Origin of the sequence: Pseudomonas sp. NPDC089741 (assembly GCF_044748825.1) — a bacterium.
GTDB classification, from domain to species: domain Bacteria; phylum Pseudomonadota; class Gammaproteobacteria; order Pseudomonadales; family Pseudomonadaceae; genus Aquipseudomonas; species Aquipseudomonas helmanticensis.
Map to the genome: position 1 here is coordinate 70,272 of NZ_JBIVGT010000003.1, position 23,932 is coordinate 94,203.

The 23,932-nt window shown below is 59.4% G+C and carries 27 protein-coding genes and 1 pseudogene; 12 read left to right on the forward strand and 16 right to left on the reverse strand.

Annotated features, from left to right (window positions below; genetic code table 11):
- Window positions 1-35 precede the first annotated feature (35 nt).
- A complete protein-coding gene (locus ACIPZE_RS04360; protein ID WP_129394441.1) occupies window positions 36-341 on the forward strand; it encodes an RcnB family protein in 306 nt (101 codons plus the stop codon).
- A gap of 101 nt (window positions 342-442) precedes the next feature.
- Window positions 443-907: a hypothetical protein gene (locus ACIPZE_RS04365; RefSeq protein WP_400771617.1), complete on the forward strand. Its 465-nt coding sequence runs from the start codon at window positions 443-445 to the stop codon at window positions 905-907.
- Between the two features lie 2 nt (window positions 908-909).
- On the opposite strand, the gene ACIPZE_RS04370 is transcribed toward ACIPZE_RS04365, so the two are convergent.
- Window positions 910-1,986, reverse strand: coding sequence for a diguanylate cyclase domain-containing protein (locus tag ACIPZE_RS04370; protein WP_400771619.1), 1,077 nt, complete (start codon window positions 1,984-1,986; stop codon window positions 910-912).
- A 163-nt stretch (window positions 1,987-2,149) separates the two neighbouring features.
- Here ACIPZE_RS04370 and ACIPZE_RS04375 point away from each other — a divergent pair, with 163 nt between their 5' ends.
- Together ACIPZE_RS04375 and ACIPZE_RS04380 are read left to right on the forward strand one after the other, a co-directional pair.
- The gene (locus ACIPZE_RS04375; protein WP_283438610.1) at window positions 2,150-2,488 is read left to right on the forward strand and encodes an FKBP-type peptidyl-prolyl cis-trans isomerase; all 339 of its coding nucleotides are present in this window, start codon (window positions 2,150-2,152) and stop codon (window positions 2,486-2,488) included.
- 30 nt (window positions 2,489-2,518) lie between these two features.
- Window positions 2,519-2,926 (forward strand): hypothetical protein, encoded by a 408-nt coding sequence (locus tag ACIPZE_RS04380; RefSeq protein ID WP_400771620.1) that lies wholly within the window; start codon window positions 2,519-2,521, stop codon window positions 2,924-2,926.
- Here ACIPZE_RS04380 and ACIPZE_RS04385 read toward each other — a convergent pair.
- The 4 genes from ACIPZE_RS04385 to ACIPZE_RS04400 all read right to left on the reverse strand — a co-directional run bounded on the left by ACIPZE_RS04385 (window position 2,901) and on the right by ACIPZE_RS04400 (window position 4,286).
- Complete coding sequence (locus ACIPZE_RS04385) at window positions 2,901-3,254, reverse strand: hypothetical protein (protein WP_283436057.1); 354 nt, start codon at window positions 3,252-3,254, stop codon at window positions 2,901-2,903. The two genes, ACIPZE_RS04380 and ACIPZE_RS04385, sit on opposite strands and share 26 nt — an antisense overlap.
- Before the next feature lie 8 nt (window positions 3,255-3,262).
- The gene (locus tag ACIPZE_RS04390) at window positions 3,263-3,502 is read right to left on the reverse strand and encodes a pyocin S6 family toxin immunity protein (RefSeq protein WP_400771622.1); all 240 of its coding nucleotides are present in this window, start codon (window positions 3,500-3,502) and stop codon (window positions 3,263-3,265) included.
- Between the two features lie 134 nt (window positions 3,503-3,636).
- Window positions 3,637-3,906: a hypothetical protein gene (locus ACIPZE_RS04395; RefSeq protein WP_283436059.1), complete on the reverse strand. Its 270-nt coding sequence runs from the start codon at window positions 3,904-3,906 to the stop codon at window positions 3,637-3,639.
- Window positions 3,907-3,908: 2 nt separating this feature from the next.
- The gene (locus ACIPZE_RS04400; RefSeq protein WP_283436060.1) at window positions 3,909-4,286 is read right to left on the reverse strand and encodes a DUF6124 family protein; all 378 of its coding nucleotides are present in this window, start codon (window positions 4,284-4,286) and stop codon (window positions 3,909-3,911) included.
- Between the two features lie 601 nt (window positions 4,287-4,887).
- Here ACIPZE_RS04400 and ACIPZE_RS04405 point away from each other — a divergent pair.
- Window positions 4,888-5,037 (forward strand): annotated as a pseudogene (locus ACIPZE_RS04405) (cation transporter); the annotation flags it as partial.
- Here the strand turns inward: ACIPZE_RS04405 and ACIPZE_RS04410 are convergent.
- Window positions 5,034-6,137 carry a cytochrome P450 gene (locus tag ACIPZE_RS04410; RefSeq protein WP_400771624.1) on the reverse strand — a complete coding sequence of 368 codons (1,104 nt, stop codon included), beginning with the start codon at window positions 6,135-6,137 and terminating at the stop codon, window positions 5,034-5,036. The pseudogene ACIPZE_RS04405 and the gene ACIPZE_RS04410 overlap by 4 nt on opposite strands.
- A 78-nt stretch (window positions 6,138-6,215) precedes the next feature.
- Between ACIPZE_RS04410 and ACIPZE_RS04415 the strand changes: the two genes are divergently transcribed.
- The 3 genes from ACIPZE_RS04415 (at window position 6,216) to ACIPZE_RS04425 (ending at window position 9,178) form a co-directional block, all read left to right on the forward strand.
- Window positions 6,216-6,977, forward strand: coding sequence for an ArsR/SmtB family transcription factor (locus ACIPZE_RS04415; RefSeq protein ID WP_400771626.1), 762 nt, complete (start codon window positions 6,216-6,218; stop codon window positions 6,975-6,977).
- Window positions 6,978-7,124: 147 nt separating this feature from the next.
- The gene (locus tag ACIPZE_RS04420; protein WP_400771627.1) at window positions 7,125-8,345 is read left to right on the forward strand and encodes a putative DNA modification/repair radical SAM protein; all 1,221 of its coding nucleotides are present in this window, start codon (window positions 7,125-7,127) and stop codon (window positions 8,343-8,345) included.
- Window positions 8,342-9,178 carry a TIGR03915 family putative DNA repair protein gene (locus tag ACIPZE_RS04425; RefSeq protein WP_400771629.1) on the forward strand — a complete coding sequence of 279 codons (837 nt, stop codon included), beginning with the start codon at window positions 8,342-8,344 and terminating at the stop codon, window positions 9,176-9,178. The genes ACIPZE_RS04420 and ACIPZE_RS04425 overlap by 4 nt, the downstream gene beginning before the upstream one ends.
- A 238-nt stretch (window positions 9,179-9,416) precedes the next feature.
- On the opposite strand, the gene ACIPZE_RS04430 is transcribed toward ACIPZE_RS04425, so the two are convergent.
- From ACIPZE_RS04430 to ACIPZE_RS04450, 5 genes are all read right to left on the reverse strand, one after another.
- The gene (locus ACIPZE_RS04430; protein WP_053121443.1) at window positions 9,417-10,436 is read right to left on the reverse strand and encodes a branched-chain amino acid aminotransferase; all 1,020 of its coding nucleotides are present in this window, start codon (window positions 10,434-10,436) and stop codon (window positions 9,417-9,419) included.
- A gap of 229 nt (window positions 10,437-10,665) precedes the next feature.
- The gene (gene lpdA / locus ACIPZE_RS04435) at window positions 10,666-12,039 is read right to left on the reverse strand and encodes a dihydrolipoyl dehydrogenase (RefSeq protein WP_283436065.1); all 1,374 of its coding nucleotides are present in this window, start codon (window positions 12,037-12,039) and stop codon (window positions 10,666-10,668) included.
- A 7-nt stretch (window positions 12,040-12,046) separates the two neighbouring features.
- Entirely contained in the window at window positions 12,047-13,318 is a 1,272-nt protein-coding gene (locus ACIPZE_RS04440; RefSeq protein WP_400771630.1) for a dihydrolipoamide acetyltransferase family protein, read from the reverse strand.
- On the reverse strand, window positions 13,319-14,338 hold the full coding sequence (locus ACIPZE_RS04445) for an alpha-ketoacid dehydrogenase subunit beta (protein ID WP_400771632.1): 1,020 nt from the start codon (window positions 14,336-14,338) through the stop codon (window positions 13,319-13,321).
- Window positions 14,339-14,378: 40 nt separating this feature from the next.
- Complete coding sequence (locus tag ACIPZE_RS04450) at window positions 14,379-15,614, reverse strand: 3-methyl-2-oxobutanoate dehydrogenase (2-methylpropanoyl-transferring) subunit alpha (protein ID WP_102899278.1); 1,236 nt, start codon at window positions 15,612-15,614, stop codon at window positions 14,379-14,381.
- 185 nt (window positions 15,615-15,799) lie between these two features.
- On the opposite strand from ACIPZE_RS04450, the gene bkdR reads away from it, so the two are divergent.
- Entirely contained in the window at window positions 15,800-16,288 is a 489-nt protein-coding gene (bkdR, locus tag ACIPZE_RS04455) for a Bkd operon transcriptional regulator BkdR (RefSeq protein WP_008059350.1), read from the forward strand.
- 194 nt (window positions 16,289-16,482) lie between these two features.
- On the opposite strand, the gene ACIPZE_RS04460 is transcribed toward bkdR, so the two are convergent.
- Window positions 16,483-17,346 (reverse strand): MBL fold metallo-hydrolase, encoded by an 864-nt coding sequence (locus ACIPZE_RS04460; protein WP_400771634.1) that lies wholly within the window; start codon window positions 17,344-17,346, stop codon window positions 16,483-16,485.
- A gap of 91 nt (window positions 17,347-17,437) precedes the next feature.
- On the opposite strand from ACIPZE_RS04460, the gene ACIPZE_RS04465 reads away from it, so the two are divergent.
- The 3 genes from ACIPZE_RS04465 (at window position 17,438) to ACIPZE_RS04475 (ending at window position 20,000) form a co-directional block, all read left to right on the forward strand.
- Window positions 17,438-17,779 carry a helix-turn-helix transcriptional regulator gene (locus tag ACIPZE_RS04465; protein ID WP_283436068.1) on the forward strand — a complete coding sequence of 114 codons (342 nt, stop codon included), beginning with the start codon at window positions 17,438-17,440 and terminating at the stop codon, window positions 17,777-17,779.
- A 166-nt stretch (window positions 17,780-17,945) separates the two neighbouring features.
- Entirely contained in the window at window positions 17,946-19,190 is a 1,245-nt protein-coding gene (locus ACIPZE_RS04470; RefSeq protein WP_400771636.1) for an FAD-dependent oxidoreductase, read from the forward strand.
- Window positions 19,191-19,199: 9 nt separating this feature from the next.
- Window positions 19,200-20,000: a sulfite exporter TauE/SafE family protein gene (locus ACIPZE_RS04475; protein ID WP_283436070.1), complete on the forward strand. Its 801-nt coding sequence runs from the start codon at window positions 19,200-19,202 to the stop codon at window positions 19,998-20,000.
- A 102-nt stretch (window positions 20,001-20,102) separates the two neighbouring features.
- On the opposite strand, the gene ACIPZE_RS04480 is transcribed toward ACIPZE_RS04475, so the two are convergent.
- The 4 genes from ACIPZE_RS04480 to ACIPZE_RS04495 all read right to left on the reverse strand — a co-directional run bounded on the left by ACIPZE_RS04480 (window position 20,103) and on the right by ACIPZE_RS04495 (window position 23,916).
- Window positions 20,103-21,383, reverse strand: coding sequence for a TRAP transporter large permease (locus ACIPZE_RS04480; RefSeq protein WP_129394423.1), 1,281 nt, complete (start codon window positions 21,381-21,383; stop codon window positions 20,103-20,105).
- Complete coding sequence (locus tag ACIPZE_RS04485) at window positions 21,383-21,910, reverse strand: TRAP transporter small permease (RefSeq protein WP_283436071.1); 528 nt, start codon at window positions 21,908-21,910, stop codon at window positions 21,383-21,385. Before ACIPZE_RS04485 ends, ACIPZE_RS04480 begins: the two co-directional genes overlap by 1 nt.
- Before the next feature lie 79 nt (window positions 21,911-21,989).
- On the reverse strand, window positions 21,990-22,961 hold the full coding sequence (locus ACIPZE_RS04490; protein WP_283436072.1) for a TRAP transporter substrate-binding protein: 972 nt from the start codon (window positions 22,959-22,961) through the stop codon (window positions 21,990-21,992).
- Window positions 22,962-23,022: 61 nt separating this feature from the next.
- A complete protein-coding gene (locus tag ACIPZE_RS04495; protein ID WP_400771639.1) occupies window positions 23,023-23,916 on the reverse strand; it encodes an SMP-30/gluconolactonase/LRE family protein in 894 nt (297 codons plus the stop codon).
- Window positions 23,917-23,932: the final 16 nt, after the last annotated feature.

Sequence of the window (23,932 nt, forward strand, 5' to 3'; positions counted from 1 at the left end):
GAGTTCAGGTATCACACATCAATGGAGGTTCACCGATGAACAGCAAAACCCTAATCGCCAGCCTGGCCCTCGTTGCCGGCATCGCTGGGATCAGCCCACTCGTTCAAGCGGCGCAAACCTCAAGCGAACCCTCCGTTCAATCGCCCGTCAGTGAACGCGAGTTGAAGGTCAACGACCGCGCCCCGGATATTTACCAACGCAGTGAAAAAGCGATCGACTGGAAAACCAAAGGCCTGAAGCAACCGGTCGATCAGGCGCAGTGGGTGCAGATCAATGACCAGTACGTCATGGTGATGATCACCAACGGGACCATTGTCGAGATGAAGCCGGTTCCGCGTTGAGTCTCCAGCAATAATTGGCCATGGAAGGCTGATTGCAATCGAGCGCCGTTCAGGTAAAACCCTTGAGGCCTTTCGAGTGACTGGAAGTCAGGAGCAATTGGTTGGACAAGAAACCTCTTTACCGCAAAGTAAACACGACCGCCCATAACGTCTGGCGTAACAATCCGGGTGGGCACTATCGATATGAGCGCAACACCAAGGCTGAAATCAACAGCCAGGCGTTGCGCGGTTCGATGCATGGCATCAAACATCACGGTTACGACTACACGCCGCTATTTCGTTTCCTGCTATCGCGAGTTGGCGGTAACTGGGATGAGATCTACAGCGAGGCCATTTCTCGACTGGATCGGCCAGATCCGGTGTACTGGCTGGTCGCGCAACATGAACATGAACGCCGGGATATCGTGGGAGTGGGGGAGTCTAGTTGTTTCAGCGGCTTATACATTGATGAACAAAAACGCCTGCAAATCGTTAATCCCACACTGAAAGCCGAGGACATGACGCCGACTTGTACCTGCTGTACGCATACCTTCAACGGTGTTGTGATCGGCGAACCTAAAGCCTGATTTCACTCCACGCGGCTATGGCTCATGGTCTGCCCACCACCCAACCGATACTGATTATTGCCACTGCGCTTGGCCTCATACATCGCCAGATCGGCAATGTGCAGTAATCGGTCCATCGCGGTCGCATGATCCGGAAACACTGCAACCCCAAGACTGGTGCCAATGTGGCGCTGGTCATTGCCGATGCTGATCGGTGGCGATAGCTCGATGAAAATCTTCTGGCAGATGCGCCGGGCTTCGTCCTGCAGATTGAGGCCAGGTGCCAGGCCTTGCAGGATGACCACGAATTCGTCGCCGCCGATTCGGGCAACGGTGTCGGTGCTGCGCAGGATGCGTTTCAGTCGCGACGCCATGGTGATCAGCACCCGGTCGCCGGCGGCGTGGCCATAATGATCGTTGATGGTTTTGAAACTGTTGAGATCAACGAACACCAGCGCAACCCGCGTGCTGCTTTGGCGCGCTTGATCCAGAGCCTCCGACAGCCGTTCTTCCAGCACCAGACGATTCGGCAACCCGGTCAGCGGGTCGAAATGGGCGAGGTGCTTGAGGTAGCTGGCCGAGGCTTTTTCTTCGGTGATGTCGCGCACCACCCCCATCATTTTGATCACCGCGTCGTGATCGTTACGCACCACGTTGCCGGTCTCGCGCAGCCAGCGGATCGTGCCGTCAGGCCAGACCACGCGATATTCCTCGTCGTGGTTTTCGCCGGTTTCCAGACAACGCAGTTCACCATCGCGCACCCTGACGCGATCGTCCGGGTGCACGCAGGAGCAGAAGAGTGCATAGGACGGCGTGATTTCCCCGATTTTGAACCCGAACATGCCGTAGATTGCGTCCGACCAGTACAGCCGATCCGTGTCGACTTCCCAGTCCCAGGTGCCGATGCGGGCGAAATACTGGCTGCGCTTGAAGCGCTCGGCGTCGCCGTCCTGATGGATGTTCCGGCCTTCAGCGGAGCGATTCAACAGGTCGCGGTATTCGGCGAGCTGGCGGCGCAAACCGCGTTCGCGCCAGATCAGCCAAGCAATCACGGCCAGCATGGTCATGCCAATGGCAAGGACGATCCAGAGCTGAATCATTCGGGCGCTGCCAGCATGGCGAATCGATCCGTGAAGTAATGGCGGTTGGCTATCTTAATTCTTCATCACTCGATTCGGATACAGCGTTGATCTACGCGTGCGGGTTGCCAATAACCGCCATTTCTGGGAAAACGGCGGCCTGCTGAACAATAGAGTGATTGTTATGAATGATGAATTGCAGGTAATCGATCTCCAGGTAGGCGAGGGCAAAGCCGCCGTAAAAGGCGCGCTGATCACCACGCAATACACTGGCTGGCTGGAAGACGGTAGCGAGTTCGATTCTTCCTACAGCCGTGGCAAACCTTTTCAGTGCGTGATTGGCACCGGCCGGGTCATCAAGGGGTGGGATCAGGGGCTGAAGGGCATGCAGGTGGGCGGCAAACGTAAATTGCTGGTGCCGGCGCATCTTGGCTATGGCGAGCGGACGATGGGCAAGATTCCGCCGAATTCGAATCTGGTGTTCGAGATTGAGTTGCTGGAAGTTTTGACGCGGGATGATTGATCACCAGAGTATCGTTCGGGAGTCGGATAAATGGATGTTGATCAGATTATTTACAAGGCAGTCGCGTGGCTGAGTCTTGAGCATGAAGGGCGGCGAGGGCCGATTCACAACATAGAAATCCTGTTGATGGGCGCCGGCTGTATTTTCGCAATGTTCGTATCGAAAAGTGCCCTGGCAAAACGCAAAGCCTTCACGGCCAGCACTGCGCAAGTTTTAAAAACGGCAGTCCTGACGGCGATGTCCTTTACCGAGAAAAATGGACAGCGGGTCAAAGTTTCAGGCGTTTTGCTTGAGGAAGGTGGCGCTTACATCGTCAAGGTGTCGCACGACGATGAAGAGGGTAAAACCCAATCCAGTGATTTACTCCCTACGCTGGAGGACGTCGAAGCTTATCTCAGGGCCCACACTCCGTTCATCCTGGCGGATTTTCGGCGGTGAATGCGCCGATATCGTCAAGTGTGTCCTCGATAGACCCGACCAGAGAGGGGAATTTCCCCTTGGTTATTTCGAGCGCTGGCAGAACCTCGTCGGTATCCAATTCGCCATGTCGGCGAGCGATGTGGCCAAGAGCGGTAATGGCAGAGGCAACGATTGCTTCGGTTTCGTTGAACAGGTGTTTCAGGCAGAGGTCCTGAGCCCAGACTCTGTCCACTTCATTCAGGCCGATAGAAGTCAGCGCAGCAACCACGTTTGCGGTTGCGCCGTTGGCCAGAAGTCTTAGAACCTCGTCTTGGCTTAATGATGGGTCTTGATAAATGAGGCTCATTGGCGAAGTTACCCCCTGATGCCGATAAAAAGATCGAGTTCCGATGGTAACTGTTGGTTAATCGCCAAGCCGATTTTTAGAACTTGGTCGGGAGTCAGCAAGTACTCGCCCTCAGGACTTTTACCAAGGTTTTTCCAGCCCATGGCAGCCAGGACTGCGGATTCAAATTCCAGCCCAACTGTCAGTTCGTATTTTAAGGCGTCGTCTTCGTCGTCACCTTTTAAGAAACCGCTAATCCATAAAAACATCTGAAGCCTCCTGTTTAAGAACGCTTTCGCGAGCAGGCTCGCTCCCACATTGGCATGGCGGTGTACTCAAATGCTGTGAGCCACCGCGAAGCTGTGTGAGCGCGCCTGCTCGCGAAGAACGATCACGCGGTCAATCAGGCTGCATGCGCCATCTCGGCCAGTGTGTCGGCCACGGTCCTTTGCAGTGAGGGGAGTCGTCGAGTCACGCGGCGCAGTGCGGGTAGCACAGCGTCGACTTCCAGTTCATCGAGTTGGCCGGAGGCGTTGACGGCGCAGGCGACGATGGTTTCTTGCTCACTTTCGCACAGCACCAGGCAGGCGTTTTGCGCCCAGCGTCCGTCTCGTTCGTTGAAGCCTATGGCCATCAATACCGCGACAACCTGTGCATCTGTTTTGTTGGCCATGGTCATTGCCTCAGGTCCGGCTCCAGGTTGTCGAGCGCGCGGTTGACCGCGAGTTCGCCAAGCATGACCACTTGCTGAATGCCCAGCAGGGTGTTGCGGTAAGGCGTTTCGAGCATGGCGGCGAAGTCGCTGAGCATGATGCTGGCCGAGGCCATGGATTCGCAGGCGTGGGCCAGCAGGGATTCGGTGTCCATGTCCGGGGCGACGAGGAACATGGTGCTGGGTGTTCGCTGGGGCGGGGCGTGAGGTTTGAGGTAGTGATCGAGGGCGCGTTCGGCGGCGTCGTTGAGTTTTGTCGGGTCGAGCGTGGAGTAGGGGGATGTTGGATCTGATTCGGGTATGGCATCCGCTTCTGGCGGATTTGGCGTTACTTTTAACATTTCGGAGGTTTCCAAAGTGATGCTGACACCACCTCGCGACTAAACCAGAAGGTGGCAGCTATGCACAGGTTAGTCGACCGGAAACCCACCCAAACCGGCGCACCCGAAGGCGCCCTGCGCACAGCTACCATTGAGTGAGGTATCGAAATACCTACTGTCTGGAACGTCGTGCAGTTTGAATGGATTACCGAGCGACTAAACCCGATCACTGAACATTCAGTGACGCGAACCAAGCTACCGGCAGCCCCCAAGCCGCACAAGCCGGCGGATTCTGGCGTAGTTGTAGGCAAAGGCGCAAGGCGCTGTAGCCTCCCCGATGATGCCGAAATGATGCTGCGTTTTTCAGCCCGCCATCGCCAGCAGGCTGGCTCCCACAGGGGATTTGTGTCGGGCACAAAATCTGGCAATAGCACGGATCAATGTGGGAACGGGCTTGCTCGCGAAGAGGCCGGCACATCCAGCATCTATGCAGTCAGGTACACCGCCTTCGCGGGCAAGCCCGCTCCCACAGGGTGATTTGTGTCGGGCATAAAACCTGACAACACGGCCAACCCAATGTAGGAGTGAGCCTGCTCGCGATGAGGTTGGCACATGCAATATCGACCTGCACGTCTGGCAGGTCGGCCCGCAAGCGCGGGCGGCGATCGTCAGCGTGGTGGTGGCGGCGGGCGTAACGGCAGAGGCGATTCGTGAGCGGTTGGCGCCAGTGCATGAGCTGGCGCATCTGACCATCGAGCTGCGTAGCGCCTAAGGTGTGGCCTCGGTGAACACTGGCATGCGCCCGTTGAGAGAAGGGCGGTAATGCCAGTGCAACCGGTCCAGATCGACGCCGTGAGCGAGGATCTCGCTGACCGTGGCGCTGGCGATGCTCATCGCCAGCAACTGCCCCGGGCATTGATGCCGACCACCGCCAAAACTGAAACTGCGCCGATTCGGGCGCTCGAGTAAAAACGCGTCAGGCCGTTCGTTGAGCGCCGGATCGCGATTGGCTGAGGCGAGTAACAACAGAATGACCTCTCCGGCCTCGACACGCACACCGTCAATCTCGCACGCGGCGGCGACAAATCGCCGAGTATTCTGCACCGATGGATCGAAGCGTTGCACTTCGGCCAACAGCGCCGGCATCGACGCAGTGCGCAACTCAGGCTGACGGCGCAACGTCAGCAACGCATTGCCAATCAAACCGCCGCTGGCCTCGTAAGTCTGTGAACAGAGGCCGATCAGATTGGCGATCAACCGCTGTTCATCACCTTCGAATCGCCGCCGAATACGCCTCAGCATTTCGCTGTCCGACTCGGCCAGCAACTCGATGAAATATCCGCGCAACTGCTCAGCCGCCGCGTGTGCCGCTGCCAATTGCAGGTCATTGCTCAAGGGGGACAGGCACGCGACGAAATCAGCGGTCAGTTCACTGATCGCCCGACCCTGCGCGGGGGTAAACCCAAGCAGTGCGGCGACCACGCACACCGGGCCGCGAAACATCGCTTTGTGCAAACCTCCGGCGTCTACCGTGATCAGTCGCGCGGCCACCAATGCGTTCACCGCAGCAACATCGATCAGCGCCAGTTCCGGCTCGATCGCCGAGCGCGGGCAACGCTGATGTTCGCCTTCATTCATCCGCATCAATTGCCCGAACACCTCGCCAGCCAAGCCTGAAGCAATCGCTTTGGGCACTGGTTCCTGCAGCGGGCGCACCCGACAATCGACGTGAGCCAACACCGCACACACCGCGCGCGCACTGCTGGCGACCCACAGTTTCAACTCGTGATGGAAGGTCAATCCGCCCTGAGCCCGCAGTTCGGCGTAATAAGGGTAGGGATCGGCAGCAGTCGCAGCGTTGATCGGGTCCATGGTTCGCAGCCTTGTCGTCGTGAAAGTGATGCGAGTATCTTCAGTCCACAGCGACGATGATTCGTCGGGGAGCGAAATATGTACGCAGAACATCAAGACATCGGCGTCTCGCAAGTGGCGGCGGCCATCGCGGAGCCGGCGCGAACCAAAATGCTCTGCTCGCTGATGGACGGCCATGCGCGCACCAGCACCGAATTGGCGGCCATTGCCGAGGTCAGCGCCTCCACCGCCAGCGCTCATTTGGCCAAACTCAAGGATCTGGCGCTGGTGCGCCTGCACGTGCAGGGCCGCCATCGTTATTACAGCCTGGCCGACAAGCGCGTGGCGCAGGCGCTGGAAGCATTGATGGTGATTGGGCAGAACACCGCGCCGACGTTCAAGCCGCACACGCCGGATCGCCTCCAATTCGCCCGCACCTGTTACGACCACATGGCCGGGACGCTGGCGGTGTTGCTGCATGATCGTTTGCTTGACGCGGGGTGGTTGCTGGAGACCGACGAGCAGGTGTATCGCTTGAGTGACAGTGGCGCGGCGTTGTTCGAAGCATTGGGTATTGAGGTGGAGGATTTGAGCACGATGCGGCGCAAATTTGCCTGCCCGTGCCTGGACTGGAGCATGCGTCGGCCGCATCTCGGCGGGTCGCTGGGGGCGGCATTGTTGCAAGCGGCGTTGAAGCGTAAATGGGTGACGCAGGATCTGGACAGTCGGGCGCTGGCGTTGACGGTGGTGGGGCGCAAGGAAATCGCTGTGCGGTTTGGGGTTGAGTTGGCGATTGATAAAAGCCAGATCAAAAGATCGCAGCGTTCCGCAGCTCCTACAGGGAGTTTGATCACCGGATAAATCCCGACTTTACCGAATCCATGTAGGAGCTGCGGAACGCTGCGATCTTTTGATCTTGAGCTTCCGCCCGACGAGGTGCGCATCTGCCACCTTGTAACCCCGCATCCGACTCTATACTGTATATCCAAACAGTAAAGAGCCCGCGCCATGCAAATCATCGACAAGCTCAGCATCCTCGCCGACGCCGCCAAGTACGACGCCTCCTGCGCAAGCAGCGGCGCGCCCAAGCGCAGCTCCGAGGGCAAGAGTGGCTTGGGCTCGACTGATGGCATGGGCATCTGCCACAGCTACACGCCGGACGGGCGTTGCGTGTCGTTGTTGAAAGTCCTGCTGACCAATTTCTGCCTTTACGATTGCCAGTACTGCGTTAATCGCCGCTCCAGCGACGTCCCCCGCGCGCGCTTCACCCCCGAAGAAGTGGTGGCGCTGACCCTGGATTTCTACCGGCGCAACTGCGTCAGCGGGCTGTTCCTCAGCTCCGGGATCATCCGTTCGGCGGACTACACCATGGAGCAACTGGTGCGGGTGGCGAAGCTGTTGCGTGAAGTGCATGAATTTCGCGGCTACATCCACCTCAAGACCATTCCCGACGCGGATCCGGCGCTGATCGAGGAAGCGGGGCGTTATGCTGATCGCCTGAGCGTGAACATCGAACTGCCCACCGATGCCAGCCTGCAAACCCTGGCGCCGGAGAAAGATATTGGCTCGATCAAGCAGGCGATGAACACCATCTACACCGGTGTGCAAACGGTGCTTAACGAACCCCGTTCGGCGAAGTTCGCGCCCGCCGGGCAGAGTACGCAAATGATCGTCGGCGCCGATGACACCGACGACAGCACAATCTTGCAAAGCGCTCAGTCGCTGTACGGCAACTACCGCTTGCGCCGCGTTTACTATTCCGCGTTCAGCCCGATCCCCGACAGCCCGAAAAGCGTGCCGCTGGCCGCGCCGCCGCTGATGCGCGAACACCGTTTGTACCAGGCCGATTTTCTCCTGCGCAGCTACGGGTACCGCGCCGACGAGCTGCTCAAGGGGCCGGGCAATCTGGCCTTGGACATCGACCCGAAACTGGCGTGGGCGTTGCAGAATCGCGAGGTGTTTCCACTGGATTTGAACCGCGCCGAAGCGTCGCTGATCGCGCGTATCCCGGGCATCGGCCTGCGCACCACCGAGCGGCTGGTCGAACTGCGCCGCCAACGAAAGATCCGCTATGAAGATGTCGCGCGCATGCGCTGCGTACTGGCCAAGGCCAAACCGTTCATCATCACCAGCGACTACCACCCGCAGCAGGCCGAAGTCACCAGCCATTTGCTTTATCAGCAATTGCGCGACCGGCCGATGCCGCAGCAGATGGGACTGTGGGGATGATCAATCTCGATTGCGACGACCTGTTCGGCACCTGGCGCCAACAAGCGCGCTGGCTACTCAGCCATGAAGTCGATCCAAGCCTGGTGAGTTGGGCATCGGAAGGCGTGGGCGATCTGTTTGCCAATGATGATGATCCGGTGCCGGAAGGGCAGGGGCCGTTTATGGCGAAGATTCCGCGCGTGTTGCTCGATACATTGGAGCAAGCGGCGCAATATCGAGGCGATCAACGCTGGAGTCTGCTTTACGAAGTGTTGTGGCGCGTCAGCCACGGCGATCGCACGGCAATGATGGCCGGTGACAAACTGGGCAGCGAGTTGCAGCGGCGGATCAAACAAGTCAACCGTGAAGCGCATCACCTGCATGCCTTTGTGCGTTTCATCGAGCGCCCGTCATCCAGTGCCGGCCCGCAATATGTCGCGTGGCACGAACCGGCCCACGACATCCTGCGCAGCGCCAGCGAGCATTTCGTCGGGCGCATGGGCCAGCATCGCTGGCTGATCGCCACGCCGCGTGACGGGGTTTATTACGATGGCGAACAACTGATCCATCAGCGCCAATGCCCGCTGGAATGGCAACAGTTGGCGCAGAACGTCGACGATCCGCATGGCGAACTGTGGCTGACCTATTACAGCCACATCTTCAACCCGGCGCGGTTGAACGAGAAGGTGATGCAAGGGCATTTGCCGGTGCGGTACTGGAAGAATCTGCCGGAGGGGGAGTTGATTCCGGGGTTGATTACGCAGGCGCGGATGGGCAAGCAGCAGAATGGGCAGGCGAGTGGGATAGCTGAACGACTTGGTAAACGGATAACGCTGAAAAGCCCCTCACCCTAACCCTCTCCCGGAGGGAGAGGGGACTGACCGGGGCGTTCTCGCGTATTACATCGACCTGAACTATCGAGCCGAACTCACATCTCGAATACCACAAAGATCGGCCCCCTTTCCCCCTCGCCCCCCTGGGGGAGAGGGCTGGGGTGAGGGGGAAAAAATCTCAAGCCCTACCCACCAAACGCAAAAAAAGCCCCCCACCAATCACTCGGTGGAGGGCTTTTCTACATCAGCAGCCGTCAGTTCAAACCTTGACGATCCAGCCCGCTGGCGCTTCGATGTCGCCGGTCTGCACGCCCGTCAGCTCTTTGTAGAGCTTCTGGGTTACAGGACCCACTTCGGTCTCGCTATGGAACACATGCAGATGATCGTTGTAGCTGATGCCACCGATCGGCGTGATCACCGCCGCGGTACCGCAAGCGCCGGCTTCCTTGAAGTCCGACAGCTTGTCGATCAGCACGTCGCCTTCAACCACTTCCAGGCCCAGACGCGATTTCGCCAGTTCGATCAGCGACAGGCGGGTGATGCCTGGCAGAACGGACGGCGAGTTCGGGGTAATGAACTTGTTGTCGTGGGTGATCCCGAAGAAGTTGGCCGAGCCGACTTCCTCGATCTTGGTGTGGGTCATCGGGTCCAGGTAGATCGCGTCAGCAAAGTTGGCTTTCTTGGCTTTCGAGCCCGGCATCAGGCTGGCCGCGTAGTTGCCACCGACCTTGGCCGCGCCGGTGCCTTGTGGGGCCGCGCGGTCGTAGCTGGAGATCTGGAAGTTGTGCGGGGTCAGGCCGCCCTTGAAGTAGGCGCCAACCGGAATGCAGAAGATCGAGAAGATGAACTCGGGTGCAGTGCGCACGCCAATATTGTCACCGACGCCGATCACGAACGGGCGCAGGTACAGCGCGCCGCCGGTGCCGTATGGCGGAATGAAGCGCTCGTTGGCACGCACCACTTCCTTACAGGCTTCGATGAACTGCTCGGTGTCGACTGTCGGCATCAGCAGACGCGCGCAGCTGCGTTGCATACGCAGGGCGTTCTGGTCCGGGCGGAACAGGTTGATCGAGCCGTCCTTGCAACGATAGGCCTTCATGCCTTCGAAGCACTGCTGGCCATAGTGAAGGGCAGTCGAGCCTTCGCTGATGTGCAGCACGTTGTCTTCGGTCAGGGTGCCTTTGTCCCACTCGCCATCGCGAAAGTACGACAGATAGCGTTTGTCGGTCTTGATGTAGTCAAAACCCAGCTTGTCCCAATTGATGCTTTCGTTACCCATGACACCCTCTATCACTGAACAACCGTCGAAACGGTTCAAGGCTTCTGACGTTTTTTGGATGGGCACAACAATACTTCATTCTTGAGCGGTTTCGCAGCCCGGACTATCGGATGACAGACAGATAGTTCGTGTTGACCTCAAGAATTCGCGAGCAGGTCGAATCGTCGCACCGTCGCTCCCACAGGGAAGTGCATTTCAAATGTGGGAGCGAGCCTGCTCGCGAAGGGGCCTACAGGTGCAACGCATGCCCGAGAGCACGCAACGCTGCTTCCAGCACCGCTTCACCCAAGGTTGGATGCGCATGAATGGTGCCGCCGATGTCTTCCAGCCGCGCGCCCATTTCGAGGCTTTGCGCAAACGCCGTGGACAATTCGGAAACCCCGACGCCCACCGCCTGCCAACCGACAATCACATGGTTATCCCGACGAGCGACCACGCGCACGAAGCCGCTTTTCGACTCCAGCGTCATCGCCCGGCCATTGGCGGCGAACGGGAAACTGGAAACGATGCAGTCCAGCCCCGCAGCCTTGGCCTCGTCCGGGGTCTTGCCGACCACCACCAGTTCCGGATCGGTAAAGCACACCGCAGCAATCGCCGTCGGGCTGAATTCGCGGGTTTTGCCGCTGATCAACTCGGCAACCATCTCGCCCTGAGCCATCGCACGGTGGGCCAGCATCGGCTCGCCGCTCAAGTCGCCGATGGCGTAGACGTTGCGCATGCTAGTCTGGCAGCGGCTGTCGATCTTGATCGCCGAACCGTTCATGTCCAGACTCAGTGCTTCGAGGTTCCAGCCCTGGGTATTCGGTTTGCGACCCACGGCGACCAGCACCTGATCAGTTTCCAGGTTCAGGGTTTCGCCCTCAGGGTCGCGCACCTGCAACGTGCCGTTGAACCCCAGCACGCTGTGTTTCAAATAGAGCTTCACGCCGAGTTGTTTCAGCGCGTCATGCACCGGTTGCGTCAGTTCGGCATCGTAGGCTGGCAGGATACGATCCTGCGCCTCGACCACACTGACGTCGGCGCCGAGCTTGCGATACGCGATACCCAGTTCCAGACCAATGTAACCACCGCCCACCACTACCAGACGTTTCGGCACGGATGTCGGCGCCAGCGCTTCGGTGGAGGAGATCACCGGCCCGCCAATCGGCAGAATCGGCAGATTGACGCTGGTCGACCCGGTTGCGAGCACCAAGTGCTCGCACTGAATGCGCGTGTCGCCGACATCCACGGTCTTGCCGTCGATGACTTTCGCCCAGCCATTGATGACCTGAACTTTGTTCTTCTTCAGCAGGGCAGCCACGCCAGTGGTCAGGCGATCAACGATGCCGTCCTTCCACTCGACACTTTTAGTGATGTCGAGGGTCGGCGCGGAAACGCTGATGCCCAGCGCCGAATGCTGACTGTGATGCTGGGTCTGGTGAAACTGCTCAGCGACATGGATCAGCGCTTTCGACGGGATGCAGCCGATGTTCAGGCACGTACCGCCCAGCGATTGGCCTTCGACCAGAATCGTCGGAATGCCCAGTTGCCCGGCGCGAATCGCCGTTACATAACCGCCGGGGCCGCCGCCAATGATCAGCAGCGTAGTGTTCAGAGATTGCATGCGAGCCTTACTCCACAAACAAAGTGGCAGGTTGTTCGATCAAGCCGCGAATGGCCTGGATGAAGAGTGCCGCGTCCATGCCGTCGACCACGCGGTGATCGAAGGAGCTGGAGAGGTTCATCATCTTGCGGATCACTACCTGGCCTTTGACGACCATCGGCCGTTCGACGATTTTGTTGACGCCGACGATCGCCACTTCCGGCAGGTTCAGCACCGGCGTGCTGACAATGCCGCCGAGTGCACCGAGGCTGGTCAGGGTGATGGTCGAACCGGACAACTCATCGCGGCTGGCCTTGCCATTGCGCGCGGCGTTGGCCAAGCGCGAGATCTCGGCGGCGTTGTCCCACAAGCTGCGCGCCTCGGCGTGACGCACCACCGGCACCATCAGGCCGACATCGCTTTGCGTGGCGACGCCGACATGCACGGCGCCGAGGCGAGTGATGACCTGGGCTTCGTCGTCGTAACGGGCGTTCATCTGCGGGAAGTCGCGCAGGGCGACGACCAAGGCGCGGACGAGGAACGGCAGCAGAGTCAACTTGCCACGGCTGGCACCGTGTTTTTCGTTCAGGTGCGCACGCAGCTCTTCAATCGCGGTGACGTCGATTTCCTCGACATAACTGAAGTGTGCGGCGCGCTGGGTCGCGTCCTGCATGCGCTGGGCGATCTTGCGGCGCATGCCGATCACTTGAATCTGTTCTTCGTCATTACGCTGGGCGTAAGCAGCAGCAACCGGCGCCGAAGCGTTCGACTGACCTTGCGCCAGATAGGCTTCAAGGTCGTCATGCAGCACACGACCGGCCGGGCCGGAACCGCGCACCAGACGTAATTGAATGCCCAGATCCAGCGCATGTTTGCGCACGGCCGGGGAGGCGAGTGGGCGTTCGTCTGCTTCGCGAGCAACCATCGGGCCTTGGCAAACGGCAGCCGGGCGCGGGGCGGCAGCAGCAGATTTGCTCTCAACAACGGTTTCAACTTTCGGCGCAGCCGGCGCTTCTTTGACGGCAGCCGGCGCAGCGGATTCTTTCAGATTGCCAGCACCTTCAACCTCAATGCTGATCAGCACACTGCCAACCGCCATCACTTCACCCGGCTGACCGCCGAGGGCAATCACCTTGCCGTGTACCGGCGACGGAATATCGACCATTGCCTTGTCGGTCATCACGTCCGCCAGCACCTGATCTTCAACCACCAGATCGCCGACCTTGACGTGCCATTGCGACAGTTCTACTTCTGCGATGCCTTCGCCGATGTCCGGCATCTTGATAACGTGCGTGCCCATTCAGACCTCCATAACCCGTTTCAACGCCGCGCCCACTCGGGACGGCCCTGGGAAATACGCCCACTCCTGCGCGTGCGGGTAGGGAGTGTCCCAACCAGTGACGCGTTCGATCGGCGCTTCCAGGTGATGGAAGCAATGCTCTTGCACCAGCGACACCAGTTCGGCGCCGAAACCGCAGGTGCGAGTGGCTTCGTGTACCACTACGCAACGGCCGGTTTTCTTCACCGATTTGACGATGGTTTCCAGGTCCAGCGGCCACAGGCTGCGCAGGTCGATGACTTCAGCGTCAACGCCGCTTTCTTCGGCAGCGACTTGCGAGACATACACGGTGGTGCCGTAAGTCAGCACCGTCACGTCTTTGCCCGGACGGGTGATCGCGGCAACGTCCAGCGGCACGGTGTAGTAGCCATCCGGAACCTGGGCTTGCGGGTGTTTCGACCACGGGGTTACCGGGCGGTCGTGGTGGCCGTCGAACGGGCCGTTGTACAGGCGCTTTGGCTCGAGGAAGATCACCGGATCATCGTTTTCGATGGAGGCGATCAGCAGGCCTTTGGCGTCGTACGGGTTGGACGGCATTACGGTGCGCAAGCCGCACACCTGAGTGAACATCGCCTCGATGCTCTGGCTGTGCGTCTGACCGCCGTAGATGCCGCCGCCGCAAGGCATGCGCAGGGTCATCGGTGCGGTGAACTCGCCGGCCGAGCGATAGCGCAGGCGCGCCGCTTCGGAAATGATCTGGTCGGACGCCGGGTAAACGTAGTCAGCGAACTGGATCTCGGCGACCGGACGCAGGCCGTAGGCACCCATGCCCACGGCGACGCCGACGATGCCGCTTTCCGAGATCGGCGCATCGAACACACGCGAGGCGCCGTACTTGGTTTGCAGGCCTTCGGTGCAACGGAACACGCCGCCGAAGTAGCCGACGTCCTGACCGAACACCACCACGTTGTCGTCACGCTCAAGCATCACATCCATGGCCGAGCGCAGGGCCTGGATCATGGTCATGGTGGTCGTGGTCATGGCGGTTTACATCTTATTTTTTTTGTTGTGATCGTTCATGTCAGATCCCCAACTGCTGACGCTGGCGCTTCAAGTGCTCCGGCATCTCTTTGTAGACGTCTTCGAACATGGTTGCGGCGCTTGGAATCTGCCCGCCGGCGAGGGTGCCGTACTGTTCGGCCTGTTTCTGCGCGGCAATCACTTCGGCTTCGAGTTCGGCGCTGACGGCGGTGTGTTCTTCTTCCGACCAGTGACCAACCTTGATCAGGTGCTGTTTCAGGCGCGCGATCGGGTCGCCGAGCGGGAAGTGGCTCCAGTCATCGGCCGGACGGTATTTCGACGGATCGTCGGAGGTCGAGTGCGGGCCGGCGCGGTAGGTGACCCATTCGATCATGGTCGGGCCGAGGTTGCGGCGGGCGCGTTCGGCAGCCCAGGCAGAAGCGGCGTAGACCGCGTAGAAGTCGTTGCCATCAACCCGCAGCGAAGCGATGCCGCAACCGACGCCGCGTCCGGCGAAAGTGGTGGCTTCACCGCCGGCAATCGCCTGGAAGGTCGAAATTGCCCATTGGTTGTTGACCACGTTGAGGATCACCGGCGCGCGATAAACGTGGGCGAAGGTGAGGGCGGTGTGGAAGTCCGATTCGGCGGTGGCGCCGTCACCAATCCACGCCGAGGCGATTTTGGTGTCGCCCTTGATCGCCGACGCCATGCCCCAGCCGACTGCCTGAATGAACTGGGTCGCGAGGTTGCCGGAAATGGTGAAAAAACCTGCTTCCTTGACCGAGTACATGATCGGCAACTGGCGACCCTTGAGCGGATCGCGCTCGTTGGACAGCAGTTGGCAGATCAGGTCGACCAGTGGCACTTCGCGAGCCATCAGGATGCTTTGCTGACGGTAGGTCGGAAAGCACATGTCGTCGATGTTCAAGGCCAACGCCTGGGCGCTGCCGATGGCTTCTTCGCCGAGGCTCTGCATGTAGAACGACATTTTTTTCTGACGCTGGGCAACGACCATACGGTTGTCGTAGATGCGCGTCTTGAGCATGGCGCGCATGCCTTTACGCAGAATCTCGACCGGCACGTTCTCGGCCCATGGGCCGAGGGCGTTGCCCTGATCGTCGAGCACACGAATAAGCCCACGCGCCAGGTCGGCGGTGTCGGCAGGTTCGACGTCGATGGAAGGTTTGCGCACCGTACCCGCATCGGTCAGATGCAGGTAGGAAAAATCGGTTTTGCAGCCTGGACGGCCCGAGGGTTCAGGGACGTGCAGACGCAGCGGTTCATACGCTTGGGTCATGGCTTCTACGCTCGATCTTGTGAATTTCTTGTAGTGAGCTGGCAGTCATTCCTCGGTAGAGGAAATCTTGTCCTACAACAATCATAGGCCCGGGCAAGAAGAATATTTATCTCTGTTTCGTTGCGCTGGAGACGATTTGCAGATAGAAATTCTGCATAAACATAAAAAACAGGTGGTTTTGTCTCATGCGCAAACTGGACCGTACCGACATCGGCATTCTCAACAGCCTTCAGGAGAACGCACGCATCACCAACGCCGACCTCGCACGCTCGGTGAATCTGTCGCCGACGCCGTGCTTCAATCGGGTTAAAGCGATGGAAGAATTAGGCCTGATTCGCGAGCAGGTGACGCTGCTGGACGCCGATCTGCTTGGGCTGCATGTGAACGTGTTCATTCACGTCAGCCTGGAGAAACAGGTGGAGGAGGCGTTGCAGCATTTCGAGGAAGCGATTTCCGATCGTCCCGAGGTGATGGAGTGCTATCTGATGGCTGGCGACCCGGATTATCTGATACGGGTGCTGGTGCCGACGATTCAGTCGCTGGAACGCTTCATGATGGATTTTTTGACCAAAGTGCCGGGGGTGGCGAATATCCGCTCAAGCTTTGCGCTGAAGCAGGTGCGCTATAAAACTGCGCTGCCGTTGCCGGCGAATGGGTTGACGCTGGGGACGTGAAGATCAAAAGATCGCAGCCTGCGGCAGCGCCTAAGTGCTGATCGTTCCCACGCTCCGCGTGGTAATGCAGCCCGTGACGCTCTGCGTCACTTCCCGAAGCGGAACGCGGAGCGTCCCCGGGGGCATTCCCACGCAGAGCGTGGGAACGATCAATTTCTCCTGTAGGAGCTGCCGCAGGCTGCGATCTTTTGACGTTAAAGCTTGTTGATCGGAATCTTCAAATAAACCACGCCGTTGTCCTCAGCCGCCGGCAAATTCCCCGCCCGCACATTCACCTGAATCGCCGGCAGCAACAGCGTCGGCATGCCCAACCCGGCGTCACGCTGGGTACGCATCTCGACGAACGCCGCTTCATCAACCCCGTCATGCACATGAATATTGCTTTTACGCTGCTCGCCAACCGTGCTCTGGCACTGCGACTCGCGGCCCTCTGGCGGATAGTCGTGGCAGACGTAAAGCTTCACGCTCGCCGGAAAAGCCAACAGCTTCTGGATCGAGTTGAACAGTTGATGCGCATTACCACCGGGGAAATCACAGCGTGCCGTACCCACGTCGGGCATGAACAGCGTGTCGCCCACCAGAATCTGCTCGCCATCGATCAAATAAGCCATGTCCGCCGGCGTATGCCCCGGCACATGCAGGGCCGTGGCCTTGAGGTTACCGATGCGGAATGACTCGTTCGGCGCAAACAGATGATCGAACTGCGAGCCGTCGACGCAGAATTCCGGCTCGAGATTGAACAGGACCTTGAACACGTTCTGCACTTTGCTGATCGACTCGCCAATGGCGATCTTGCCGCCCAGTTCCCTGCGCAGGTACGGCGCGGCGGACAGGTGATCGGCGTGGGCGTGGGTTTCCAGCAGCCACTGCACTTGCAGATTGTGTTGGCGCACGAAGGCGATGATCTTGTCGGCCTGCGCGGTACAGGTGCGGCCGGCGGCGCCGTCGTAATCGAGTACGGGATCGACAATTGCGCATTGCCCGCCGTCGGCTTCATAGACCACATAGCTGTAGGTCGAGGAGGCGGGGTCGAGGAACGATTCAATCTGCGCGGGCATGGACACCAACCTGAACAAGGGAAATGGGTTGCAACACTTTATCTAAAAACATAATGTTCGCAGCTTAAGTGACGTTGAAGGCATCGTGCAAATGCAATCCAGTCTGACCGAATGTGAAGTCGCCCAACTGCGCGCCTCGGCCTCCAAGGCCTGTGCGTTGCTCAAGGCGTTGGCCAATGAAGATCGCCTGTTGATTCTGTGTCAACTGACCCAGGGCGAACGCAATGTCGGCGAACTGGAAAAGATGACCGGCGTACGTCAGCCGACGCTGTCACAGCAACTGGGCATCCTGCGCGACGAAGGCATGGTCGCCACTCGCCGCGAAGGCAAATACATTTTTTATGGGCTGGCCAGCCCGGAAGTGATTCAGGTGATGAAGACCCTGTCGGGGCTTTATTGCGGGGCGGTGCTCAAGAGCTGGGAACAGCCGTAAATGCCAGCCAGTACACCAATCCCCCTGTAGGAGTGAGCCTGCTCGCGATAGCGGTGTACCAGTTGATAAAGATATTGGCTGACCCACCGCGATCGCGAGCAGGCTCACTCCTACAATGGATCTGTGTGATGGCTGAAATCCTTGCGTGCAGCAAAAGGAACAAGCAATGAACGATCAACACTGGGGCCCATCCATCAGTGCAGACATCGTGGTCATCGGCGGCGGTACCGCCGGTATCGGCTTCGTCGCCAGTCTGCTCAAGCGCGATCCGGACCTGAAAATCACCGTGATCGAACCAAGTTCACAGCACTATTACCAACCGGCGTGGACACTGGTCGGCGGTGGTGCGTACGACGTCAAGGACACCGTCAGGCCGATGGCCAAGGTGATGCCGCGCCAGGTCAATTGGGTGCAGGCCGCCGTCGCCGCGATTGACCCGGACGCACGCCAGTTGACCCTCAACGATCAACGCACGGTCAGCTATCAAAACCTGATTGTTTGTCCCGGCCTGCGTCTGGCCTGGGAGAAAATCGAAGGCTTGCAGGAAAGCCTTGGCCAACATGGCGTGACCTCCAACTACAGCTACCAGCACGCGCAATACACTTGGGATCAGGTGCAGAAACTGCGCGGCGGCAAAGCCCTGTTCACCCAGCCGGCGATGCCGATCAAATGCGCCGGCGCGCCACAAAAGGCCTTGTATCTGTCCTGCGATCACTGGCTCAAAACCGCTGTGCTGAACAATATCAATGTTGAGTTCAACCTCGCCGGCGCCGCACTGTTCGGCGTGGCGACGTTCGTGCCGCCACTGATGAAGTACATCGAAAAATACAACGCGCAACTGGCGTTCAACTCGAACCTGGTCAAGGTCGACGGCCCGGCGCAAACCGCCTGGTTCGAGACCAGGGACGCCGACGGCAACGTCACCCGCGAGGCGAAAACCTTCGATCTGCTGCACGTCGTGCCGCCGCAGGTTTCACCGGATTTCATTGCACAAAGCCGGCTGGCCGACGCCGCCGGCTGGTGCGAAGTCAATCCGCACAGCCTGCAACATCCGCGTTATCCCGACGTGTTCGCGCTCGGTGATATCTGCGGCACCAGCAACGCGAAAACCGCCGCGGCGGTGCGCAAGCAAGTCGTGGTGGTGGCGGAAAACCTGTTGGCGTTGCGCAAGCAACAACCGCTGCCATTAAAGTACGACGGCTACGGCTCGTGCCCGCTGACGGTGGAGAAGGGCAAAGTGATCCTTGCCGAGTTCGGTTACGCCGGCAAGTTGCTGCCGACCTTTCCACTCGACCCGACCGTGGCGCGGCGTTCGGCGTGGTTCCTCAAGGCGACGCTGCTGCCGTGGTTCTACTGGAACGGCATGCTCAAGGGTCGTGAGTGGCTGACCAGCCTGTCCAAGGTCGACTGAGAAAACCCTATGTTGCTGGCAAGTCTGTTTGGCGTGGTGATGGGGTTGGTCCTCGGTTTGACCGGGGCCGGCGGCGGCATTCTGGCGGTGCCGGCGCTGGTGCTCGGCCTCGGCTGGACGATGACGCAAGCGGCGCCAGTGGCGCTGTTTGCCGTCGGCAGTGCGGCGGCAGTCGGGGCCATCGACGGTTTGCGTCATGGTCTGGTGCGTTATCGTGCGGCGCTGTTGATTGCCGCGTTGGGCGCGGTGTTCTCGCCGTTGGGCATCTACTTCGCGCATCAGTTGCCGGAGAAGATCCTGATGATTCTGTTCAGCCTGCTGATGGTCATGGTCGCCTGGCGCATGCTGCGGCGTGAGCGTCAGGAAGCAGGCCCGAGCGATCATGGTCACGGCAGTTGGGGCCAGAAAAACTGCATGCTCGATGCAGAAACCGGGCGCTTCGACTGGACCGCCAAATGCACCGCGACCCTCGCCGCATTGGGCGCGGTCACAGGGGTCGTGTCGGGGTTGCTGGGGGTGGGTGGCGGCTTTTTGATCGTGCCGGCGTTCAAGCAACTGACCGATGTGCAGATGCGCGGGATTGTCGCGACGTCGTTGATGGTGATCAGCCTGATTTCGGTGATCGGGGTGATCGGCTCGTTTCACGCTGGTGTGCGGATTGACGGGCAGGGCGGTGCGTTCATCGTTGCCAGCATTGTTGGCATGATCATCGGGCGCAAGCTGTGCGCGCGGGTGCCGGCGCGGGCGTTGCAGGTGGGGTTTGCCAGTGTGTGTCTGGTGGTGGCGGGGTATATGTTGTTGCGGGCTTGATTATTTGAAGATCAAAAGATCGCAGCCTCGTTTCACTCGACAGCTCCTACATGGGAATGCGATTTCTGTAGGAGCTGCCGAAGGCTGCGATCTTTTAAGTTGTTACAACACCAGATGCGGCAACCACAGCGAAATCGCCGGAACGTAGGTCACCAGCATCAACACCAGAAACAGCACTGCGTAAAACGGCATGAGCGCCTTCACCGTGCTTTCAATACTCACCTTGCCCACCGCCGAACCGACAAACAGCACCGCACCTACCGGCGGTGTTATCAATCCGATCCCCAGGTTCACCAGCATGATCATGCCGAACTGCACCGGGTCTACGCCAATGCCGAGAATCACCGGCATCAGGATCGGCGTCAGAATCAGGATCAGCGGCGCCATGTCCATCACCGTGCCGAGCAACAGCAGCATGACGTTGATGCACATCAGGATCACGTAGCGGTTGTCCGACAGGGTCAGGAACAGCGTGGTGATTTTCGCCGGGATCTGCATCAGGGTCATGATGTAGCCGAAGCTCGCGGCGAAACCGATCAGGATCATCACGATCGAAATCGTCCGCACCGTGCGGTGCATCAGTTTTGGCAGTTCGCTCCACTTGTAATCGCGGTAGATGAACATGGTGACGAAGAACGCCCAGAGCACGGCAATCGCCGCCGACTCGGTCGCGGTAAAAATCCCCGAGAGAATGCCGCCGAGAATGATCACCATCGCCATCATGCCCCACAGCGCTTCGCCGCAGATTTTCAGCGCCTCACGCAGCGGAATGACGTCGCCTTTCGGGTAATCGCGTTTGCGCGCGAAGATCAGGCACAGCACCATCAGGCACGCGCTCATTAACAGGCCCGGCACCACGCCGGCCATGAACAGCGATGCAATGGACACCGTGCCACCGGCTGCCAATGAATACAGCACCGAGTTGTGGCTTGGCGGTGTCAGCAAGGCCTGCACCGAACCGCTGACGGTCACCGCTGTAGAGAACTCGCGCGGATAACCCTTGCGTTCCATCTCTGGAATCAACACCGAGCCTACCGAAGCCGTGTCGGCTACCGATGAACCGGAGATCGCGCCAAAAAACGTCGAGGCCATGATGTTGACCAGCGACAGGCCGCCGCGCACGAAGCCGACCAGCACCCCGGCAAACGCCACCAGCCGCCGCGACATGCCGCCCTCGGCCATGATCGCCCCGGCCAGGACAAAGAACGGAATCGCCAGCAGCGAGAACTTGTTGACCCCGCCGGCGACCTGAATCATCAAGGCCTGAAACGGAATGTCGATCCACCACGCGCCGATCAGTGCCGACAGCCCGAGGGCGTAGGCGACCGGCATGCCGATCAGAATCAATACGATAAAACTGCCCAGCAGAATCAATGCGTCCATCAGGCAGCCCCTTCGTTTTCTTCAACCAGATCGAACCGCACAACCCGACGGTTGCTCTGGTCGCCCAAAAACAGTTTTTCCAGTACGAACACCAGCGTCAGCGCGCCGCCAATCGGGATCGGCATATAGGTGATACCGACGCGCAAGGTCGGCAGCGCGCTCATGAACTGGTTCCACGTCGAAGCGCACAGCTTGGCGCCCCAGATCGCCATGAACAGGCAGATGGTGCCCATCAACAATTGGGAAATGATGCTCATGGTTCTGCGCAGATTCGGTGGCAAGCGGTCGGTGACCATCGCCACGGCCATGTGCGCGCCGGCACGATAACTGGCAGCTGCACCGATGAAGGTAAAGACCATCATCAGCAGGATCGCAGTGGGCTCCGGCCAGCTCGAACCGGTGCCAAGGGCATAGCGGGCGAACACGCCCCAGGGAATGATCAGGGCGATGGCCAGTACCGACAGGCCGGCGACCCAGATGCAGGTCATGTACAGCTTGTCATTGAGGCGCAGCAGCGAATTCTTCATCGGGTTCCACCGTAACCGGGCAGTCGCAAACGTCTTCGGACGCCAGCGCTGCCGGGCCTTTCATTGAGGGCTAAAAAAGTTATTGCACGGCTTCGATGCGCTTGATCAGGTCGGCATAAGGTGCGCCGTATTTCTCGCGAACCGAGGCAGTGGCCTCGTAGAAGGGTTTCTTGTCGACGGTGATGAACTCGACGCCGGCAGCCTTGAGTTTCTCTTCGCTGCTGGCGGACTTGGCATCCCACAACTTGCGCTCTTCAAGCTGTGCATCCTTGGCGGCTTTTTTCACCAGCGTCTGTTGGTCTGGGGTGAGTTTTTCCCAGGTGATTTTCGACATCACGATTGGCTCGGGCAGGATCAGGTGCCCGGTCAGGCTGTAGAACTTGGCGTTCTGGAAATGGTTGTGTTCGAGCAGGGTCGGCGGGTTGTTTTCCGCGCCGTCGATGACCCCGGTCTGCAGCGCGCTGAAGATTTCCCCGGTATCCATGGCTATGCCGTTGCCGCCCATGGCGTTGATGGTCTCGATGAACATCGGGTTGCCCTGCACGCGGATTTTCATGCCTTTGAGGTCTTCGAGTTTACGCACCGGTTTCTTGGTGTAGATGTTGCGCGTGCCGCCGTCCATCCAGGCCAGCGCGACCAGGCCGAATTCGGAATTGGTGATCTTGTCGAGGATCGCATCGCCGACTTCACCATCGATCACTGCGCGCATGTGCGCCTGGTCACGGAAAATGAACGGCATGTTGAACACGTTCACATCCGGCACCACCGGACCGACGATGCCGAGGCTGACGCGGGTCATCTGGATCGCGCCGACCTGTGCCTGTTCGATGACTTCTTTCTCCGAACCGAGCACGCCGCCCGGGAAGTATTTGAAGGTGAGTTCGCCATTGGTTTCCTTGGTCAGGGTTTTGCCCATGCTTTCTTCAGCGACCACGGTCGGATAACCGGCGGGGTGAATATCAGCGAACTTGATTTCCAGTGCCTGCGCGGCACCGGCGAAGGTGAACATCAGCGGGAGTGCAGCGGCGAGCAAGGTGCGTTTGAAGTCCATTGGGGGTGTCTCCAGTCTTGTTATTGTTGTGTTCAAGGCGCAGCGGTGCAGCAGAGGCGGGTTACAGCAAAGCGTCGAATAACGGTTCCGGCAGGCCTTTGACGCCGGGGTTCAGGGCGAACACGCCGCCGGCCAGGGAGCGCGGATCATGGTCGTCACCGGGGCGGATCGAGGCGACGAACAAGGTGTCCATCGCGCTGCCACCGAAGGCACACATGGTCGGTTTTTTTACCGGGACTTCGAGCGAAAAATCGAGTCTGCCGTCCGGTGCGAAACGGTGGATGAGGCCGGCGTCATTGGCGCAGATCCAGTAAAAACCTTCAGCGTCCACGGCCGCGCCATCGGGGCGACCGGGGAAGTGGTTCATGTCGACGAAAACGCGTCGGTTCGACGGTGTGCCGCTGTCAGTGTCGTAATCGAACGCCCAGATCAACTGCACGTCTGGATGCGAGTCGGACAGGTACATCGTTTTACCGTCGGGGCTGAAGCCGAGGCCGTTGGGCACGATGAAACCGTCGAGTTGCGCATCAACCACGCCAGACTGCCCGGCACCGTAGCGATAGAGCCGGCCCTCGAGCGCATTCAGGCCCATGTTCAAGACCATGCTGCCGGCCCAGAACCGGCCCTGACGGTCGCAGCGACCATCGTTGAGACGCATGTCTTCGCGGCTGTGTGCGACGCTGGCCAGCAGCTCACTGTCGAGGCTGCCGTCGGCGTGCGGCTGCAGATGAAAGAAACCGCTTTCCATGCCGGCGATCCAGCCGCCACGGCTGTGGCGAACGATGCAGGCGAGCATTTCCGGGGTTTTCCAGGTCTGTACATGCCCAGTGTCGGCGCTCCAGCGTTGCAGGCTGCCGTTGGGAATATCGACCCAGTACAACGCGTTTTCCTCTGGCACCCAGACCGGGCTTTCGCCCACGGCGTTGCGAGCATCGACGATCAATTCGGCTTGCATACTCAATCCCTTGTGT

Excerpts from the sequence above, each read along its gene's own strand:
- bkdR (WP_008059350.1), top strand. The coding sequence starts at position 15,800 with ATGCGCAAACTGGACCGTACCGACATCGGCATTCTCAACAGCCTTCAG.
- ACIPZE_RS04415 (WP_400771626.1), top strand. The coding sequence starts at position 6,216 with ATGTACGCAGAACATCAAGACATCGGCGTCTCGCAAGTGGCGGCGGCC.
- ACIPZE_RS04450 (WP_102899278.1), bottom strand. The coding sequence starts at position 15,614 with ATGACCCAAGCGTATGAACCGCTGCGTCTGCACGTCCCTGAACCCTCG.
- ACIPZE_RS04390 (WP_400771622.1), bottom strand. The coding sequence starts at position 3,502 with ATGTTTTTATGGATTAGCGGTTTCTTAAAAGGTGACGACGAAGACGAC.
- ACIPZE_RS04470 (WP_400771636.1), top strand. The coding sequence starts at position 17,946 with ATGAACGATCAACACTGGGGCCCATCCATCAGTGCAGACATCGTGGTC.
- ACIPZE_RS04495 (WP_400771639.1), bottom strand. The coding sequence starts at position 23,916 with ATGCAAGCCGAATTGATCGTCGATGCTCGCAACGCCGTGGGCGAAAGC.
- ACIPZE_RS04375 (WP_283438610.1), top strand. The coding sequence starts at position 2,150 with ATGAATGATGAATTGCAGGTAATCGATCTCCAGGTAGGCGAGGGCAAA.
- ACIPZE_RS04400 (WP_283436060.1), bottom strand. The coding sequence starts at position 4,286 with ATGTTAAAAGTAACGCCAAATCCGCCAGAAGCGGATGCCATACCCGAA.
- ACIPZE_RS04425 (WP_400771629.1), top strand. The coding sequence starts at position 8,342 with ATGATCAATCTCGATTGCGACGACCTGTTCGGCACCTGGCGCCAACAA.
- ACIPZE_RS04385 (WP_283436057.1), bottom strand. The coding sequence starts at position 3,254 with ATGAGCCTCATTTATCAAGACCCATCATTAAGCCAAGACGAGGTTCTA.
- ACIPZE_RS04370 (WP_400771619.1), bottom strand. The coding sequence starts at position 1,986 with ATGATTCAGCTCTGGATCGTCCTTGCCATTGGCATGACCATGCTGGCC.
- ACIPZE_RS04410 (WP_400771624.1), bottom strand. The coding sequence starts at position 6,137 with ATGGACCCGATCAACGCTGCGACTGCTGCCGATCCCTACCCTTATTAC.
- ACIPZE_RS04490 (WP_283436072.1), bottom strand. The coding sequence starts at position 22,961 with ATGGACTTCAAACGCACCTTGCTCGCCGCTGCACTCCCGCTGATGTTC.
- ACIPZE_RS04395 (WP_283436059.1), bottom strand. The coding sequence starts at position 3,906 with ATGGCCAACAAAACAGATGCACAGGTTGTCGCGGTATTGATGGCCATA.
- ACIPZE_RS04465 (WP_283436068.1), top strand. The coding sequence starts at position 17,438 with ATGCAATCCAGTCTGACCGAATGTGAAGTCGCCCAACTGCGCGCCTCG.
- ACIPZE_RS04430 (WP_053121443.1), bottom strand. The coding sequence starts at position 10,436 with ATGGGTAACGAAAGCATCAATTGGGACAAGCTGGGTTTTGACTACATC.
- ACIPZE_RS04380 (WP_400771620.1), top strand. The coding sequence starts at position 2,519 with ATGGATGTTGATCAGATTATTTACAAGGCAGTCGCGTGGCTGAGTCTT.
- ACIPZE_RS04485 (WP_283436071.1), bottom strand. The coding sequence starts at position 21,910 with ATGAAGAATTCGCTGCTGCGCCTCAATGACAAGCTGTACATGACCTGC.
- ACIPZE_RS04480 (WP_129394423.1), bottom strand. The coding sequence starts at position 21,383 with ATGGACGCATTGATTCTGCTGGGCAGTTTTATCGTATTGATTCTGATC.
- lpdA (WP_283436065.1), bottom strand. The coding sequence starts at position 12,039 with ATGCAATCTCTGAACACTACGCTGCTGATCATTGGCGGCGGCCCCGGC.
- ACIPZE_RS04445 (WP_400771632.1), bottom strand. The coding sequence starts at position 14,338 with ATGACCACGACCACCATGACCATGATCCAGGCCCTGCGCTCGGCCATG.
- ACIPZE_RS04420 (WP_400771627.1), top strand. The coding sequence starts at position 7,125 with ATGCAAATCATCGACAAGCTCAGCATCCTCGCCGACGCCGCCAAGTAC.
- ACIPZE_RS04460 (WP_400771634.1), bottom strand. The coding sequence starts at position 17,346 with ATGCCCGCGCAGATTGAATCGTTCCTCGACCCCGCCTCCTCGACCTAC.
- ACIPZE_RS04475 (WP_283436070.1), top strand. The coding sequence starts at position 19,200 with ATGTTGCTGGCAAGTCTGTTTGGCGTGGTGATGGGGTTGGTCCTCGGT.
- ACIPZE_RS04440 (WP_400771630.1), bottom strand. The coding sequence starts at position 13,318 with ATGGGCACGCACGTTATCAAGATGCCGGACATCGGCGAAGGCATCGCA.
- ACIPZE_RS04360 (WP_129394441.1), top strand. The coding sequence starts at position 36 with ATGAACAGCAAAACCCTAATCGCCAGCCTGGCCCTCGTTGCCGGCATC.